The organism is Blautia sp. DFI.3.45 (genome assembly GCF_020593505.1).
GTDB lineage: Bacteria > Bacillota > Clostridia > Lachnospirales > Lachnospiraceae > Blautia_A > Blautia_A wexlerae.
On the sequence record NZ_JAJDMI010000017.1, the window covers coordinates 28,117 to 45,414 of the forward strand.

The 17,298-nt window shown below is 43.5% G+C and carries 12 protein-coding genes and 3 pseudogenes; 6 read left to right on the forward strand and 9 right to left on the reverse strand.

What is annotated here, in order from left to right; translation table 11 throughout:
• Positions 1-47: 47 nt before the first annotated feature.
• Entirely contained in the window at positions 48-1,442 is a 1,395-nt protein-coding gene (locus LJE09_RS07995) for a CapA family protein (protein WP_055059426.1), read from the reverse strand.
• Between the two features lie 234 nt (positions 1,443-1,676).
• Positions 1,677-1,838, reverse strand: a pseudogene (locus LJE09_RS18760) (DUF6783 domain-containing protein).
• On the opposite strand from LJE09_RS18760, the pseudogene LJE09_RS18765 reads away from it, so the two are divergent.
• The 3 genes and pseudogenes from LJE09_RS18765 to LJE09_RS08005 all read left to right on the forward strand — a co-directional run.
• Positions 1,776-1,907, forward strand: a pseudogene (locus LJE09_RS18765) (DUF6783 domain-containing protein); the annotation flags it as partial. The pseudogenes LJE09_RS18760 and LJE09_RS18765 sit on opposite strands and share 63 nt — an antisense overlap.
• A 57-nt stretch (positions 1,908-1,964) precedes the next feature.
• Positions 1,965-2,516: a flavodoxin family protein gene (locus LJE09_RS08000; RefSeq protein WP_022380902.1), complete on the forward strand. Its 552-nt coding sequence runs from the start codon at positions 1,965-1,967 to the stop codon at positions 2,514-2,516.
• Positions 2,517-2,576: 60 nt separating this feature from the next.
• A complete protein-coding gene (locus tag LJE09_RS08005; RefSeq protein ID WP_020993787.1) occupies positions 2,577-2,954 on the forward strand; it encodes a hypothetical protein in 378 nt (125 codons plus the stop codon).
• Positions 2,955-3,017: 63 nt separating this feature from the next.
• Here the strand turns inward: LJE09_RS08005 and LJE09_RS08010 are convergent, their stop codons facing one another.
• From LJE09_RS08010 to LJE09_RS08020, 3 genes are all read right to left on the reverse strand, one after another.
• A complete protein-coding gene (locus LJE09_RS08010) occupies positions 3,018-4,007 on the reverse strand; it encodes a 2-hydroxyacid dehydrogenase (RefSeq protein WP_008704545.1) in 990 nt (329 codons plus the stop codon).
• Positions 4,008-4,461: 454 nt separating this feature from the next.
• Positions 4,462-5,736 (reverse strand): 3-phosphoshikimate 1-carboxyvinyltransferase, encoded by a 1,275-nt coding sequence (gene aroA / locus LJE09_RS08015; RefSeq protein ID WP_227311137.1) that lies wholly within the window; start codon positions 5,734-5,736, stop codon positions 4,462-4,464.
• 108 nt (positions 5,737-5,844) lie between these two features.
• Entirely contained in the window at positions 5,845-6,936 is a 1,092-nt protein-coding gene (locus tag LJE09_RS08020) for a prephenate dehydrogenase (protein ID WP_008704542.1), read from the reverse strand.
• A 439-nt stretch (positions 6,937-7,375) separates the two neighbouring features.
• On the opposite strand from LJE09_RS08020, the gene LJE09_RS08025 reads away from it, so the two are divergent.
• Positions 7,376-9,466, forward strand: coding sequence for an elongation factor G (locus LJE09_RS08025; protein WP_025576899.1), 2,091 nt, complete (start codon positions 7,376-7,378; stop codon positions 9,464-9,466).
• 110 nt (positions 9,467-9,576) lie between these two features.
• Here the strand turns inward: LJE09_RS08025 and LJE09_RS19145 are convergent, their stop codons facing one another.
• On the reverse strand, positions 9,577-9,654 hold the full coding sequence (locus tag LJE09_RS19145) for a DUF6783 domain-containing protein (protein WP_368217164.1): 78 nt from the start codon (positions 9,652-9,654) through the stop codon (positions 9,577-9,579).
• On the opposite strand from LJE09_RS19145, the pseudogene LJE09_RS19150 reads away from it, so the two are divergent.
• Positions 9,623-9,700, forward strand: a pseudogene (locus LJE09_RS19150) (DUF6783 domain-containing protein); the annotation flags it as partial. The gene LJE09_RS19145 and the pseudogene LJE09_RS19150 overlap by 32 nt on opposite strands.
• Before the next feature lie 274 nt (positions 9,701-9,974).
• Complete coding sequence (gene leuS, locus LJE09_RS08030) at positions 9,975-12,377, forward strand: leucine--tRNA ligase (RefSeq protein ID WP_022381115.1); 2,403 nt, start codon at positions 9,975-9,977, stop codon at positions 12,375-12,377.
• 79 nt (positions 12,378-12,456) lie between these two features.
• Here leuS and LJE09_RS08035 read toward each other — a convergent pair whose 3' ends face one another.
• The 3 genes from LJE09_RS08035 to LJE09_RS08045 all read right to left on the reverse strand — a co-directional run bounded on the left by LJE09_RS08035 (position 12,457) and on the right by LJE09_RS08045 (position 17,295).
• Positions 12,457-13,821 carry an MATE family efflux transporter gene (locus LJE09_RS08035; protein ID WP_227311139.1) on the reverse strand — a complete coding sequence of 455 codons (1,365 nt, stop codon included), beginning with the start codon at positions 13,819-13,821 and terminating at the stop codon, positions 12,457-12,459.
• 27 nt (positions 13,822-13,848) lie between these two features.
• A complete protein-coding gene (locus tag LJE09_RS08040; protein ID WP_008704538.1) occupies positions 13,849-15,405 on the reverse strand; it encodes an ABC-F family ATP-binding cassette domain-containing protein in 1,557 nt (518 codons plus the stop codon).
• A 144-nt stretch (positions 15,406-15,549) separates the two neighbouring features.
• Positions 15,550-17,295 (reverse strand): Rqc2 family fibronectin-binding protein, encoded by a 1,746-nt coding sequence (locus LJE09_RS08045; protein WP_227194594.1) that lies wholly within the window; start codon positions 17,293-17,295, stop codon positions 15,550-15,552.
• Positions 17,296-17,298 lie beyond the last annotated feature (3 nt).

The window sequence follows — 17,298 nt, forward strand, 5'->3', positions numbered from 1 at the left end:
AGCTCTTTTGAAGTATGGATGTGATTTTGGATGAATGAAGGCTCTATTTATTCGGCGTCCGAATTATCAGTATCATAGGATTCGTCGTATGTCTCTGCGTCTGTGTCATCTGAAGCTGAACTGTTCATATCAACGATATCGCTATCTGAAGCAGCTGTATCTGCAGAACTGCTCTGGGAGTCATTATTACTGTTATATTTTGCAGTAAAAGTACTGCCTTCTGCAGTAGAAATCCAGGAACTCCGCTCATTGATTTTTCCAAGGATTCTTGTTGCCTCATCACCTTCTGCCGGAGTTGGCTGATAATTATTATATCCATCATAGGCAGCAGAAGAAATGGAGCAGGGAATGATATTGGTCACGTTGTCTTTTTTTACCCCATCGGCATCAATAGTAAAGGTCTGCTGGTAGATCATGGTGTCCATATCACTTGGAGAACTGTTGCCGCCGAAGCAGAAGTTTCCGAGGCTGTATACAATATTCCTGCCTTTATAAGTTTCAATGCCCTGAAGTACATGCGGATGATGTCCGCATACAAGATCAGCGCCTTCATCGATCGCGATGCGTCCAAGTGTTGTCTGGTTGCTGTCCGGAACGGTTTCCGTTTCATTACCCCAGTGGAAGATCGCTACGATCAGCTGTGCCCCGTCTGCCTTTACTTTTGCAATATTGTCTTTTAACTGCTGCTCGCGTTCAAGATGGTCGTACAGTTCATAGATACCGACTAATCCTACTTTGATTCCCTTTACATCCATAACAGCAGTTTCATCATATCCGAAATGAACGATTCCTGCATCATCCAGTGCTGCCAGAGTATCATCGAAACTCTGATCACCGTAATCATGACTGTGATTATTAGCGGTGTTTACAGCTTCTACAGACCCGCCTGTCAGAATAGAAGCATAGGATGCAGGTGCTTTAAACGCAAATGTTTTGTCCTCCCGTTCATCAGAATCGGTGAGTGTTCCCTCAAAATTCGCAATAGTCAGATCATCTGCGGAAAAAATATCTTTTACATTCTGCAGGAAATAATCTGCACCGTAATTTTCATAATAAGCATTTAAGCTGGTATCATAATCAAAAGTTTCATCTGTGCCAAGAGTGCAGTCACCGACAACGCTGAGTGTCAGAGAAACAGGAGAAGATACTGTAGCATTGGAGGAATCCGTGTTCTGAGAATCTGAGTATGCTTTCTGGCTGTTGTCCTTAGAAGCGTTCATGGAAACAGTTTTTTTGGCTGCTGCCTGTCTGGAGCTCATATAGTTGCTGCATCCGCGGATACCTGCCAGAATAAGTATAAAAACCAGAACAAAGATACCGATACCTGTTGCAATCAGCAATTTTTGCCTTTTTTCCTGATAGTATTTTGATTTTTTGTAGATGTCTTTTCTGCGTGCAGAAGAAGATTTCGTCTGGCTTCGCTTGTTGGATTGTAGGCTCATATGTATAGTTCTCGCTTTCGTTTATAATAGATTAGAGATATAGTATTAAAAAAATATTAAAGAGACCGGGCAGTTAAAATATCTGAACAGATGATCAGAATTAACAAAAAATAAATCGTAATTGCTATAGGACATATTCAAAGTATATAGAGGATTCACAGAATCGTCAAGAAATAAGTCTTTTCATAAAACCGTATTTTTGTTATAATACCATGACAAAAGGTTACATAAATATTACAGACAAAGAATGAGATGTGTTATCCTAGAGCGTGTCTGAAAAATCATTCCCGCAATCTGCACGCCCCACTTTGCGGGATATTTCACCCGAATTCAGTTGCCGTAGCCCGCTACGGCGCCCTCATCCGGGCAAAATATTCCACAAATTGTGACGCACATCTTGCAGAAAGCCTTTTTCAGACACGCTCTAAAGCGTATGAAACATGCTCTGAAAGCATTCAAAGATAATGAGAGATGGGTACGTGAGATAGCACTTCTCAGGAAAGAATATGAGGAAAAATAAAGATGAAAACATTGATATTCAACGGTTCACCGCGAAAGAACGGTGAAACTGCATATATGATCCGGACTCTGCAGGAAAATCTTGGAGGGGATTTTAAGGTGGTTAATGCCTACAGGGCAGATATCCGACCGTGTATGGACTGCAGATGGTGTTTTGACCATGCAGGATGCGCAGTCAAAGATGAATGGCAGGAGGTTCTTTCGTACATTGAAGAATGTGACCATATTATTATGGCATCTCCTGTATATTTTGAGGAGGTTACGGGAATGCTTCTTGCTGTGATGAGCAGACTGCAGACCTATTTCAGTGCAAGATATATCCGTAAAGAAGAACCTGTTCCTAAGAAGAAAACAGGAGCAGTTCTGCTGACAGCAGGAAGTATCGGACCCAGAGAAAAAGCGGAAAGTACGGCAGAGATGCTGCTTCGTCAGATGAGCTGTGACAGTCTGGGGACTGTATATGTGAACCGTACAGACAAAGTGCCGGTCAGAGACAGAGAAGATATCATACAGGAAATAAAAGATCTGGCAGGCAGATTGAGAACAGCAGAATAAATATTATCTGAAAATGAAACACCATTTGTGTTATGTGGAACAGACGAAAGGATGATTAAAATGAAAAAAATAAAATACTTTATGATTACAGGAATGCTTCTGGCATCCATCGGTCTTGCCGGATGTGGGAAGAAGTCAGAAGATGATATTACAAATAAGGAAATTTATCAGGATGATCTTGAACCGCTGACAGAAGAAGAGCTGAATGAAATGGATGCAGATACTTCTGACGAGGATATGAAACAGATTGATGAGCCTGAGGAAGAAACCGCTGACATTACAGATACTACAGATGCAACAGAAACTACAGATAAAACGGAAAATACAGATAAAGCAGAAACTTCAGATTCTTCTGCAAAAAAATCTGCGGATAAAACTGAAACATCAGATTCTGCAGATACAACGAAATCAGAAACTAAAACGAAAACTGAAAAATAATCACAAGGGGGCTGTCGCTGGAATTATTATTGCGACAGCCCCCTGATCATATTTCTGTAATTATCAGGAAAGAACCTCGTTCTTCAGTTCGTTCCCATCCATAAATGCTTTCGCATTTTCGAGAGTAGTCTCAGCAATGTTAGTCAGTGCTTCTTTTGTAAAGAATCCCTGATGAGAAGTCATCACTACATTCGGGAAGGAGAGCAGGCGCTGGGTAATGGAGCTCTGCAGAATACGCTCGGACATATCCTCGAATACGAAATCAGTTTCTTCTTCATAAACATCCAGTCCTACTGCAAAGAACTTATGATCACGGATTCCGGAGATCAGGTCCTCTGTCTTGATCAGGCCGCCGCGGGAAGTGTTTACAAGAATTACACCATCTTTCATTTTGGCGATAGTTTCTTCATTGATGATGTGTTTGGTTTCTTCTGTAAGCGGGCAGTGAAGACTGATGAGATCACTGGTTGCCAGAAGCTCATCCAGAGATACATATTCCAGATAATCCAGGCTCTTATTCGGGAAAAGATCGTAAGCGATAACTCTCATACCAAAACCTTTGCAGATTTTTGCCATTGCCTGGCCGATTTTTCCGGTACCAATGATTCCGGCAGTTTTCTGATAGAAATTAAGTCCCATCAGACCACTTAAAGAGAAGTTGTTTTCGCGGCATTTGATGTATGCTTTATGTGTGTGGCGGTTTGCTGTCAGCGCAAGTGCCATTGCATGCTCAGCCACAGCTTCCGGAGAATATCCCGGAACACGCAGAACCTTCATTCCGAATTTGTGAGCAGTTTCCAGATCTACATTGTTATATCCTGCGCAGCGCATAAGGATCAGTTTTACACCCTGAGCATTCAGTTCTTCGATAACAGGAGTGCTCAGATCAGCGTTTACAAAAGCGCAGATTGCTTCATATCCTTTTGCAAGGGAAGCAGTTTCTTCGTGAATATTTGCTTCGGTAAATTTAATTGTAATTCCCGGATAGGAAGGAAGAAGCTTCTCGAAAAATTCTTCGTCGTAGTTTTTTGTGCCGTAAAATAAGATTTTCATAAATGTTAGCTCCTCTCTGGCTGTATACCTGTATGGTATACTCACCGTGAAAATTATAATATCAGTGTGTATAGCAATCCTCATAAATAATGCATCTTAATCCAGACCATCAGAGTGTGAAATCCTGCTATAGTAAAATAAATCGAATAATGTTAAAATAATAACAATCTTCTGACGATTCACATTATAACCGATTTATCGGAAAAAGAAAAGGCTATTTTGGATAAAATTTCTCAAGTATCTATAAAAATACAATCTGAGAGAGTATGAAGATACTGTAAATAGGAATTGCAAATTATGCTTTGTTATGAAAAGTATGTACAGAAAGATAAAAGATATGCAGGATAAAAAAACATCTTGCGGGATATTACAGGTGAACAGTAAAAATTATGCTGCTGTCAACAAACATAAAAAAATGATATGTTGACAGCAGCATAATTATAAATGACAGTTGCTATTTTCCGAGAGAGTACAGATCTTCATAGAATTCCGGATAGGAAATTTTAACGCAGTCCCCATCTTTGATAGTAAGTGTACCGTCACAAATTGTACCTGCAACAGCAAAGGACATGGCAATACGGTGATCAAGATAAGAATTGATCTCGGCACCATGAAGTGGCTTTCCTCCATGGATGATCATTCCGTCATCAGTCGGCTGAATATCAGCTCCCATGCGTTTCAGCCCTTCTGTTACCACTGCGATACGGTCAGATTCTTTTACCTTCAGCTCCTGTGCATCCCTGATAACAGTAGTCCCCTCTGCAAAAGCTGCCATCACAGCGATCATCGGGATTTCATCGATCAGTGTGGGGATGATCTCACCCTCAACAGTGGTTCCGTGAAGACTGCTTGTGCGGATCAGCAGGTCAGCGGTAGGCTCACCCTCTGTACTTGCATTCAGCAGAGTAATATCAGCCCCCATAGCCTTGCATACACGAAGCATTCCGTCTCTGGTTGGATTAATGCCTACATTTTTAAGAATAATCTCACTTCCGGGAGTAAGAAGCCCTGCTGCGATAAAGTAAGCAGCAGAAGAAATATCTCCGGGAACTTTAATCTCGCGTCCGTTCAGTACAGGTTCCGGTTCAATAGAAGCAGTTGTTCCCTGGGAAGTCACATTTGCGCCGAAATAATTCAGCATGATCTCTGTATGATTTCTGGAAAGTACCGGCTCAGTAACGCTGGTGATCCCATCTGCATACATACCAGCCAGAAGCACGCAGGATTTTACCTGTGCGGAAGCAACCGGTGACTGATAATGAGCGGCATGTAAAGGCTTTCCTGTAATACGCAAAGGTGCGCATCCATTGCCCCTCAGACTTACGATATCAGCGCCCATAGACAGAAGAGGAGTCATAATCCTTTTCATTGGACGGGACTGAATGGAAGCGTCGCCGTTTAATTCGCTGATAAAAGACTGTCCTGCCAGAATTCCGGAGATCAGTCTTGTGGTAGTCCCGCTGTTTCCCACATCCAGAGTTTCAGACGGAGCACTGAGTCCGTGAAGTCCCTTTCCATGAACGAGGATTTCGGAAGCATTTCTTTCAATATCGATTCCCATTTTCCGGAAACAGGAGATAGTAGAGAGACAGTCAGCTCCCTCAAGAAAATGTGTGATCTTTGTAGTACCCTGTGCAAGAGAACCGAACATGACTGCACGATGGGAAATGGATTTATCTCCGGGTACAGTGAGTTCTCCTCTGAGGTTTGTCTGTTTTTTTATTTCCATGTTTGATTCCTGCCTGTTTTTATAATATTTCTGTATTTCCCTGCAGCTATTTATAGCAATCTGCTTTTGACAAAATATTTTTAAAATGAATGTCAAAGGGTGATCTGTTTAGCGCTCGTAGATAATATAATTTCTTTTCTTAAGGAGTGCGGCACCCTTTTCCATAGAGATTCCGTCGTAGAATTCAATTTTGAGGACACCTTCCTCGAATTCACGGTTGTGAATGATACCGATATTTTTAATGCTGATCTTCTCCATCGCAAGGATAGTGGCAATCGTAGCAATACCGCCGGCCTCATCCGCGATATCAAGATACAGGACATAAGCCTTTTTCAGCAGACCATTGTCTACCACATCAATAGAATCACGGTAATCCCTGGAACTTGCAAACATCTGATACAGACTCCTGGAGTCCTTGTTATCCACAAAACATTTGATCTGAACCAGCAGGCGGATGTAGTCATCCAGAACATTGGAGATATTCTGATTATTTTCCACACAGATCTGCTCCCACATAATTGGAGAAGAAGAAGCAATACGTGTGATATCACGGAAACCTCCGGCTGCAATCGTTTTCATATATTCCTGCTCACTGTCCAGCATATTGACAAGATTTACCAGTGCAGAAGCGATAATATGAGGCAGATGGCTGACTCCGGCAGTGATGAAATCGTGTTCTTCACTTGTAAGGACCATCGGGATCGCACCAAGGGAAGAAATCATCTCTGTGAAATCTGTCAGGCGTTCCAGTGCAACTTCACCGCCCGGAGTAATAATATAGTAAGCATTCTCAATCAGACGGTCACTGGAAGCTTCGAATCCGGTCTTCTCAGAACCGGCCATTGGATGACCTCCGATAAAACGGGATTCCATTCCAAGACGTTCTACTTCTTTATGGATAATGCCCTTGACACTTCCAACATCTGTGAGGATCGTGTCAGGACCGATATTGTCTTTGAAATATTCAAGATATTTTACATTAAATTCTACAGGAGCACACAGGAAAATATAATCGCAGCTCCTGAAACGTTCATCATGTTCTTCGCATACAGCATCGATCATATTGCTGCTTACTGCTGCAGCAAGTGTTTCCCGATCCTGATCATAAGCAAGAAGTCGGTAGTCTTCATGGTATTTTCGGATGGCCTTGGCAATTGATCCGCCAATCAGTCCGAGACCGATAAAACCGATAGTTTTCATAGTGGTTTTTGCATCCTTTCAGGTAACATTATTCGTAACTGTGAAAATACGGAACAGTTACATGATTTCATAATTTACTATTTTAAAGGATATGATTTGAAAAGTCAATTCATACGGTACTTTTATACATAAATAATTTAAAGCGACAAAGCGAACGCCGTATCATATGAAGGTATCTTCTCTGTCTATCACACGCTGGTTACGAGGATTGCTATAGTCAGTAGCTGTACACTTAAGATAAAGTTCACAGTCGAGATCCGTGAAAATTACTGAAAATATATAAAATGCTCATCAATTTACAAGAAGTTCACAAAAAAAGATGTTAAAATTTCATAAAATACTTGAAAAATATAAAAAAATTTAGTAATATATAGCCATATCGTTGCTGCGGACGTTACAGGCGGCAATAACATAACAGACAAACAGGGAGGTACGCAACATGGATGTATTTAGAACTGACCGAATTAGAAATGTAGTCCTTTTAGGTCATGGGGGCGCTGGCAAAACTACACTGGCAGAAGCAATGGCTTACTTAGCAGGAATGACTAACCGTCTCGGAAGAGTAGAAGACGGAAATACTGTCAGCGATTATGACAAAGAAGAGATTAAGAGACATTTTTCCATTTCTACCACATTGATCCCGGTACCGTGGGATAAGGTAAAGATCAATGTGCTGGATACTCCCGGATATTTCGATTTCGTAGGCGAAGTAGAAGAAGCAGTAAGCGCAGCAGATGCAGCGATCATTGTAGTTTCCGGTAAAGCAGGCGTTCAGGTTGGAACACAGAAGGCATGGAACTTATGCGAGAAATATAAACTTCCGAGAATGATCTTTGTCACAGATATGGACGTAGATGATGTCAGCTACCGTAAAGTAGTAGAACAGCTCACTGAACTCTACGGCAAGAAGATCGCACCGCTTCACTTCCCGATTCGTGAAGACGGCAAATTTGTAGGATATGTAAATGTTGTAAAACAGGCAGGACGTAAGTACATAGATAAAGGTAAGAAAGAGGAATGCCCGATTCCTGAATACCTGGATGAATATCTGGAGAAATATCACGATATCCTTATGGAATCTGTTGCAGAGACCAGCGAGGAATTCATGGACCGTTATTTTGAAGGTGATACATTCTCAGTAACAGAGGTTTCCGCAGCACTTGCAATGAACGTACAGGAAGCATCTATCGTACCTGTATGCATGGGCTCACCGATCAATCTTCGCGGTGTATCCAACTTACTGGATGATATCTGCGGATATTTCCCAAGCCCGGACAAACGCTCCTGCAACGGAATCGCTCAGAAGACAAATGAGATCTTTGAAGCAAACTACGACTTCACGAAAGTGAAATCCGCATATGTGTGGAAAACAATTGCAGACCCGTTCCTTGGCAAATATTCTCTTATTAAAGTATGCTCCGGTGTTATCAAATCCGATGACACTTTATTAAACGTAGAGAAAGGCGAAGAAGAACGTCTGAATAAATTATATGTACTTGAAGGATCCAAACCGATCGAGGTTCCGGAACTTCATGCCGGTGATATTGGTGCAATTGCCAAATTAAACAGCGTACAGACTGGTGACAGCCTTGCGACAAAAGCAAATCCGATTCTTTATCCGAAGGCACTCCTTTCCACACCATATACCTGTAAGAGATTTAAAGCAGTGAAGAAGGGTGATGAGGATAAGATTTCCCAGGCACTTGCGAAGATGATGAGTGAAGACAAGACACTTCGTGTAGTAAATGACAGTGCAAACCGTCAGAGCCTTATCTATGGTATCGGTGATCAGCATCTCGATATCGTTATGAATAAATTAAAAGAACGATACAAAGTAGATGTTGAGCTGAGCAAACCGAAGGTTCCGTTCCGCGAGACGATCCGTAAGAATGCAGATGTAGAGGGTAAACATAAGAAACAGTCCGGTGGACATGGACAGTATGGACATGTTAAGATGCGTTTCGAGCCATCAGGCGATCTGGAGACACCTTATGAATTTGAACAGGTTGTAGTTGGTGGTGCAGTTCCGAAGAACTACTTCCCGGCAGTTGAGAAAGGTCTTCAGGAATGCGTATTAAAAGGACCTCTGGCTGCATATCCTGTAGTTGGTGTGAAAGCTACCTTATATGATGGATCTTATCATCCGGTAGACTCCTCAGAAATGGCATTCAAGATGGCAACGATTCTTGCATTTAAGAAAGGCTTTATGGATGCATCACCTGTACTCTTAGAGCCAATCGTATCTATGAAAGTAACTGTTCCGGATAAATTTACCGGTGATGTTATGGGCGACCTGAACAAACGTCGTGGCCGTGTTCTTGGTATGACTCCTGATCATCAGGGCAATACCATTATTGAGGCAGATGTTCCACAGCTTGAGATTTATGGATATTCCACAGATCTGCGCTCCATGACAGGCGGAAGCGGAGAATTCTCCTATGAATTCGCACGCTACGAGCAGGCTCCGAACGATATTCAGGCAAAAGAAATCGAAGCAAGAGCAAGCAAAGTGGATAAAGCTGAAGAATAAAAAAGGGTAATTACTGACAGAGCAGTAATTTGTGTTAGCGCAGTAATTAAAATATAGCTAAGAAATAAAAATGGCAGGACATTTTGCAGAGATGCGGAATGTCCTGTTTTTTACGTTTTGTTGACAGAACTAGAGTGTGTCTGAAAAAGGCTTTCTGCAAGATGTGCGTCACAATTTGCGGGAATGATTTTTCAGACACACTCTAGTGGTGTATTACTCGAAAATGCGAAATAAGTGCCATTTGTAAAGCAAAAACACTCGATACAGCGAAACGTTACATTGACAAACAGCCTTTATTGAATTAAAATAAATTTTTAGGATAAGATGTCCATAATCGGACTGAAACCGCCGGAAATAATAAAAGCAGCTGTGTAGCTCAGTGGAGCAAACAGTAGTGGTGTCATGGACGCACCCCTGAAAAAGACGGTATCTCGCCTTAAGTCAGATGCCCTGGTAACTCTGTTGCCGGGTAGTTCACATACAGCAAAATGTTGGAGGAAGTATAGAGATGAAATACTTGTTTAAAAAGATCGAGCCTAAGTGGCAGGCAAAATGGGAAGAAGCCAAAGTCTTCGAAGCCAAAGATAACAGTGACAAACCTAAATTCTATGGTCTGGTAGAGTTCCCATATCCAAGCGGTGCCGGTATGCACGTAGGACATATCAAAGCATATTCCAGTCTGGAGGTTATTTCCAGAAAACGTCGTATGGAAGGCTATAATGTACTTTTCCCGATCGGATTTGATGCATTTGGTCTCCCGACAGAGAACTACGCGGTAAAGACCGGAACACATCCACGTATTATCACAGATGAGAACATCAAGAGATTTTCAAACCAGTTAAAGAAAGTTGGATTTTCCTTTGACTGGAACCGTGTGATCGATACAACAGATGAAGACTACTACAAATGGACACAGTGGATTTTCCTGAAAATGTTCGAAAAAGGTCTTGTATTCAGAGACAGAACACTGGTTAACTACTGCCCGCACTGTAAAGTAGTCCTTTCCAATGAGGACAGTCAGGGTGGTAAATGTGATATCTGCCACAGTGATGTTGTTCAGAAATCCAAGGATGTATGGTATTTAAGAATCACCCAGTATGCAGATAAGCTTCTGGAAGGTCTGAAAGATGTAGACTATCCGGATAATGTAAAACAGCAGCAGATCCACTGGATCGGCAAATCAAAAGGTGCTTTCGTTAACTTCGATGTTGACGGAATCGATGAGAAACTTGAAATCTATACAACCAGACCGGATACTCTGTTTGGTGTAACATTCATGGTAATCGCACCGGAACATCCGATCATTGACAAATATGCAGATAAAATCACAAACATGGATGAGATCACTGCATATCGTAATGAGTGTGCAAAGAAAACAGAGTTTGAGAGAACTCAGCTTGTAAAAGATAAAACAGGTGTGAGAATCCAGGGACTTGAGGGAATCAACCCGGTTAACGGTAAGAAAATCCCGATCTACATTGCTGACTATGTAATGATGGGATATGGTACAGGTGCTATCATGGCAGTACCTGCTCACGACCAGCGTGACTATGATTTCGCGAAGAAATTCGGCATCGACATTATCGAAGTTATCAAAGGCGGAGATATTTCAAAAGAAGCCTATACAGGCGACGGCGAAATGGTAAACTCCGATTTCCTGAACGGATATGCAAAGAAGAAAGATTCTATTGAGCGTATGTTGGAAGAACTGGAGAAAAAAGGAATCGGTAAAGCCGGTGTTCAGTATAAGATGAAAGACTGGGCATTCAACCGCCAGAGATACTGGGGTGAGCCAATCCCGCTTATTCACTGCCCGAACTGCGGTGTTGTGGCAGTTCCGGAGAACGAACTTCCGCTGCGCCTGCCGGATGTAAAGGACTTCGAGCCGGGTGAAGACGGACAGTCCCCACTTGCAAAGATTGATTCTTTTGTAAACTGCACATGCCCGAAATGCGGTGCTGCAGCGAAACGTGAGACAGATACCATGCCTCAGTGGGCAGGATCTTCCTGGTATTTCTTAAGATACACAGATCCGCACAATGCAAATGCACTGGCTGATATGGACAAACTGAAATACTGGATGCCTGTTGACTGGTACAATGGTGGTATGGAACACGTTACCAGACATATGATCTACTCCAGATTCTGGCATCATTTCCTGTATGATCTTGGCGTAGTAAATACACCGGAACCATATGCAAAACGTTCCATCCAGGGACTGATCCTCGGACCGGACGGAGATAAAATGAGTAAATCCAAGGGCAACGTAGTTGATCCGCTGGATATTGTAGAAGAATACGGTGCAGATACTCTTCGTACCTATGTACTGTTTATGGGTGACTATGGCGCAGCTACACCGTGGAGCGAGAACTCTGTAAAGGGCTGTAAGAAGTTCCTGGATCGTGTTGCAGGGCTGACAGATATCCTTTCTGAAGAATCCGTATCTGATGAACTGGAGATGAAACTCCACCGTACCATCAAAAAAGTTTCTTCTGATATCGAGAACCTGAAATTCAATACAGCGATCGCCAGCCTGATGACACTCATTAATGAGATCACAGCAGAAGGACACTTAAGCAAAGATGACCTTACCATCTTTATCAAACTGCTTAGCCCGTTCGCACCGCATATCTGCGAAGAAATCTGGGAATTCATCGGAGGAGAAGGCTTACTGGCAGTTTCCGAATGGCCGAAATACGATGAAGGCAAAACAATTGCCAAGACCGTTGAGATCGGTGTACAGGTAAACGGTAAAGTAAGAGGAACAATCGTAATCCCTAACGGATGTGAAAAAGAAAAAGCATTCGAGATCGCCAAAGCAGACGAGAGAATTGCTTCCTTCCTGGAAGGTAAGAACCTTATCAAAGAGATTTATGTACCGAACAAGATCGTAAACTTTGTTGCGAAATAATAGAAACAGTAAAAAGAGGACTGACAGAAATTTTTCTGAACAGTCCTCTTTTGAGTTTGCCAGCTATATTAAGAGACCTTTAGACCTTTTCAGGCAACCGCCTGCTGATATGCCGGAATGTCAGTGTAAACACGATTCCCTTCACGATAGAAGAGATTGTAAGCGCCCACCATACACCATTTAATCCCATTCCCGCATGTGTCAGGATCAATGCCAGCGGGATTCGTGAGCCTGTCAGGATCACACTGATCGTACTGGATAATCTGGTGCGTCCAAGTCCTGATAATGCGCCCACTGTCATCAGCTCAATGGACATAAAGACTTCACTGAATCCGATAATGACCAGATAATTGACAGCAGTATCCAGAGCTTCTTTTTCGTGGAAAAATAACCTGGCAATTGGTTCCGGAAGAAAGACAAAAGCTGCAGTGACAAACAGGCCCCAAATTGTGAGAACGCGAAATGACAGACTGTAACCTTTACGGATACGGTCTTTTTTTCGTGCACCGTAGTTTTGGGCAATAAAAGCATTCAGTGCTGAAGCAAAACCATCAGCAGTATTCCAGGATACGGATTCAATCTGTCCGCCAACACGCTGCGTTGCAATAGCGGCAGCACCATAACCGGAAACCATACGGGTCAGAACCATGGAGATGAAACAGTAAATGCTTCCCTGTATAGCTGTGGGAAACCCGATCCTGAAAATGTGCTTATAATATTCTTTTGGAAAAACAGACAGCAGATTCAGATGCTGTAAAACATTGGGCTCCAGTCTGGAATGCCGGATACGCATAACCATCACCACAAAAACCAGAATCTGTGAACTTACTGTCGCAATAGCGGCTCCGGCAACCTCCAGCCTCGGGAAAGGTCCGATGCCAAGGATCAGCAGCGGATCCAGGATCATATTTCCTGCAAGCCCGATAAAGTTTGCAAGCAGGGGAGTGCGGGAATCTCCCTGCGCAGTAGAGAGTCCTGTCAGCGTCAGATTCAGATAAGAAAAAAGAATCAGTCCACAGGTGATCAATGTATAAGATCTGGCAGCAGTATAAGTTTCTGCGTCGGTCAGATTAAAAAATCCCAGCAGAGGCTGTATGAAAATAACACAGACAGCAGCAAACAAAATGCCGGACAGTGCAGTGAGCTGCAGAGAACCGGCAGCATAGGAACGTGCCTGGTCATAATCTTTGCGCCCGCATGCCTGAGCTGTATTTACCTGTCCGCCCATTCTTGACAGGGATGCAAGCCCCTGGGAGAGCCAGACATACATTCCGCCTACTCCCACGCCTGCAACTGCCTTTGCACCAAGCAGTCCGATCCATGCCATATCCATAATACTGTATGCTGTTCCCAGCATGGAAGAAATCATGATAGGCAGAGCCAGCTCTGCCAGAGTTTTCAGGATCGGACCGGAAGTCAGATCCACAGTTTTTGATTTACTCATTTGTAATAACCCTTCATGTACCAATTATTATAATACTTTTGTAGTCCATTTACTGCAGTCCCATACCTGAGAAACCACATCGCGGTAAAACTCCGGTTCATGGCAGATCAGAAGAATGCTTCCTTTATATTCGATCAATGCCTGCTTCAAAGCTTCTTTTGCATCCACATCCAGATGATTGGTAGGCTCGTCCAGAAGCAGAATGTTCGTTTCTTTATTCACCAGCTTACACAGACGCACCTTCGCCTGCTCCCCGCCACTCAGTACACGTACCTGACTTTCAATATGCTTGGTAGTCAGACCGCATTTGGCGAGAGCAGACCGCACCTCATACTGAGTATAAGACGGGAACTCCGCCCAGATCTCATCAATACAGGTAGTCTTGTTATCACCCTTTACTTCCTGCTCAAAATATCCAATCTGAAGATTCTCCCCAAGTTCGCAGGAACCCTTCAGAGACGGGATCAACCCCAGAATACTCTTCAGTAAAGTTGTCTTACCGATACCGTTTGCACCAACCAGCGCAATCTTATTTCCTCTTTCCATAGAGAGAGTAACAGGTCTGGAAAGAGGTTCATTATAACCAATAACCAGATCCTTCGTTTCGAAAATATATTTCCCCGGAGTGCGTCCGTATTTAAAATGAAACTCAGGCTTCGGCTTCTCGGCAGCAAGCTCGATCACATCCATCTTATCCAGCTTCTTCTGTCTGGACATTGCCATATTTCTTGTAGAAACCCTGGCCTTATTTCTTGCGACGAAATCCTTCAGTTCACTGATTTCCTGCTGCTGGCGTCTGTAAGCAGCCTCAAGCTGAGCCTTCTTCACCTCATACACTTCCTGGAAATGGTCATAATCCCCGACATAACGGTTCAGTTCCTGATTCTCCATATGATAAACCAGATTGATAACAGAATTCAGAAACGGAATATCGTGGGAGATAAGGATAAATGCATTCTCATAATCCTGCAGATAACGCTTCAGCCATTCGATATGTTCCTCATCCAGATAGTTGGTAGGCTCGTCCAGAAGCAGGATATCCGGCTTCTCCAGAAGTAGCTTGCCAAGCAGAACCTTGGTTCTCTGACCACCACTCAGGTCTGTAACATCACGTTCCAGTCCGATATCCAGAAGTCCCAGGGCTCTGGCAACTTCCTCCACCTTCGCATCGATCACATAGAAATCATGCATGGTAAGGGTATCCTGAATAGTTCCCAGCTCCTCCATCAGAGTATCCATCTCCTCAGGAGAAGCAGTGCCAAGAGAGTCACAGATCCCATTCATTCTTTCCTCCATCTCAAAGAGATAAGAGAACGCAGACTTCAGCACGTCACGGATGGACATACCCTGAGAAAGGACAGAATGCTGGTCCAGATAGCCGACACGTACATTCTTTGCCCATTCAATCTTACCCTCATCCGGCATCAGCTTTCCGGTTACAATATTAAAGAAAGTAGATTTACCTTCCCCGTTGGCACCAACTAGTCCAATATGCTCGCCCTTTAACAGGCGGAAAGACACATCATTAAAAATCGCCCTGTCTCCGAAACCATGTGTCAGATGTTCAACATTCAAAATACTCATAAAAAGAAATTCTCCTTAATTATTGTTATATAATGTCAGGGTCAAAAGGTATTTCACCCCTGACCTGACATCCACGAATTACTTACTCCGCTGCAAAGCAGCTCCCGCAATTCTTTTAATATTTGTAACTATACAACAGTATGATCAGACTTCCCTGACTCCTTTTAATGACGGCTCAGCCATCAGCGAATAATTTGTATAATAAACCACAAATCCGGGCTTCGCCCCTGCAGGCTTTTTCACCTGCTTCTTCTGGATATAATCAATCTCCACCTTAGGAGCAGTACGTCCTTTGGAATAATAAGCGGCAAGCTGTCCCGCAATCTCAAAGATATGATCCGGCAGTTCTCCGTCCTTAGACTTCACGACCACATGCGAACCGGCCATCTTCTTGGCATGAAACCACCAGTCATTCCCTGTGGCAAACTTAAAGGTAAGCTCATCATTCTGGAAATTATTTTTTCCCACATAAATATCATACCCATCCTCAGTCACATAATGGAACGGCTTAGACTTACTCTGCGCCTTCTGCCCCTTCCTGCGGTCATAATGCTTCTTAATATACCCATACTCCATCAGCTCTTCCTTGATCTGTGCCAGATCACTCTCAGCCAGAGCAATATCCAGAGCATTGGAAACAGACTCCAGATGCTCAATCTCACTTCTCGTATCTGCAATCTGCTCAGTCAGAGCCTCCTCCGTACGCTTCAGCTTTCCATACTTGTCAAAATACTTCTTGGAATTCTCCGCCGGAGTCATAGTAGGATCAAGAGGAATGGTAATCTCCTCATTGGTATAATAATTCAGAGCCTTAAACGACTTACATCCATCCTCCAGCCCATACCCGTAAGTATTGATCAGCTCCCCGTAAACCTTATACTTCTCCTTCTTCGCAGTATCCTTCATCTGCTTCTCCTGCAGACTCAGCTTCTTACGGTTACGCTCCAGCGCAGTCTGCACGATCCTCCTCAGATCCGAAGACTTCTGATGGATACGCGTCAGAGTATTCTTCGTCGCATAATAAGTCTCCAGCATCTGTGAAACACTGTCAAACTCCACAGAATGATACTCCGGTCCATACTGCTGGAACGCAAACACACCATACTCCACAGGTTCTTCCCCCCGGTAAACAATATTCGGAGAAAAATCCCCCTCCACAACCTGATCCATCAGCCTGCGGAACGTATGATACAAATGCACCCTCGCCGCCTCATCCAGAGACTGCGCTGCATCACTCCCGTCGATCGAAGCCCTGAAACAGATCTCCTCCGCAACAACCGGACTGATTCCAGTAAGAGAAGAGTAAACAGCCCTGGAAACATTACATGGCTTCCTGCACACAACATCACAGAACTCCTCCTCACTCACAGTCAGCGGATCCAGCTTATCCTGCGTCTTCGGAATAAAATACTCCCTTCCCGGAAGCACCTCACGCACAGAACTCATATGAGAAGAAACATGCTTGATACTATCCAGGATCATCCCCTTATCATCACAGAAAATAATATTACTGTGCTTGCCCATCAGCTCCATGATAAGAACCTTCTTACAGGGATCCCCCAGCTCATTCAGATGCTCCAGCTCAAACATCACCACACGCTCCATCCCCGGCTGCCTGATATCCGAAACCCTCGCACTTCCAATATGCTTACGCAGCAGCATACAGAAATTAGGCGCGGTCATAGGGCTGGGCTTATTCTTGGAAGTAAAATAAATCAGCGGAAGAGAAGCACTGGCCGAAAGCAGCAGCCTGCACTGCCCATTCGCCCCCTTCCCCGTAATCAAAAGCTCATCCGCCTCCGGCTGAGCGATCTTATTAAACCGTCCTCCATCCAAATTCAAATGCAGCTCCCTCACCATAGCCGCAATCGTAATCCCATCAAAAGCCATATA

Bases quoted from the DNA above. Each gene is read 5' to 3' on its own strand.
- LJE09_RS08020 (WP_008704542.1), bottom strand. From the start codon at position 6,936: ATGAAAACTATCGGTTTTATCGGTCTCGGACTGATTGGCGGATCAATT.
- aroA (WP_227311137.1), bottom strand. From the start codon at position 5,736: ATGGAAATAAAAAAACAGACAAACCTCAGAGGAGAACTCACTGTACCC.
- LJE09_RS07995 (WP_055059426.1), bottom strand. From the start codon at position 1,442: ATGAGCCTACAATCCAACAAGCGAAGCCAGACGAAATCTTCTTCTGCA.
- LJE09_RS08035 (WP_227311139.1), bottom strand. From the start codon at position 13,821: ATGAGTAAATCAAAAACTGTGGATCTGACTTCCGGTCCGATCCTGAAA.
- LJE09_RS08000 (WP_022380902.1), top strand. From the start codon at position 1,965: ATGAAAACATTGATATTCAACGGTTCACCGCGAAAGAACGGTGAAACT.
- LJE09_RS08025 (WP_025576899.1), top strand. From the start codon at position 7,376: ATGGATGTATTTAGAACTGACCGAATTAGAAATGTAGTCCTTTTAGGT.
- LJE09_RS08040 (WP_008704538.1), bottom strand. From the start codon at position 15,405: ATGAGTATTTTGAATGTTGAACATCTGACACATGGTTTCGGAGACAGG.
- LJE09_RS08010 (WP_008704545.1), bottom strand. From the start codon at position 4,007: ATGAAAATCTTATTTTACGGCACAAAAAACTACGACGAAGAATTTTTC.
- leuS (WP_022381115.1), top strand. From the start codon at position 9,975: ATGAAATACTTGTTTAAAAAGATCGAGCCTAAGTGGCAGGCAAAATGG.
- LJE09_RS08005 (WP_020993787.1), top strand. From the start codon at position 2,577: ATGAAAAAAATAAAATACTTTATGATTACAGGAATGCTTCTGGCATCC.
- LJE09_RS08045 (WP_227194594.1), bottom strand. From the start codon at position 17,295: ATGGCTTTTGATGGGATTACGATTGCGGCTATGGTGAGGGAGCTGCAT.